The sequence below is a fragment of the Bartonella sp. MR168JLCBS genome (assembly GCF_042194175.1).
In genome coordinates, this window is record NZ_JBHIMP010000044.1 from 1,826 (window position 1) to 2,072 (window position 247).

General features: G+C 38.5%; 1 pseudogene. It reads right to left on the reverse strand.

From position 1 onward, the window contains the following. Nucleotides 1-247: pseudogene (locus tag ACFIK8_RS08885) on the reverse strand (MFS transporter); the annotation flags it as partial.

The following is a 247-nucleotide window of genomic DNA, read 5'->3' on the forward strand; positions in this document are numbered from 1 at the left end:
TGCCAACCAAAAATCTATCCAATCCAGGTCGCATCTGGTGCTTCAAAAACGGTCGCAATTGTTAAACCAAGCATAACATACCCAAAAACTTTGGAACGTTCATTCATTTGTACCATTAAAAGACACGACCATAGCCAAAAACCCAAAATAGATGCCATATAGAAGGCCACTGATAAGCCGCAACGCTACTGACATGCTAAAGTTAGAAAAAGGTACTGGCAATATTTGTCAACGCATAAAAAAATAT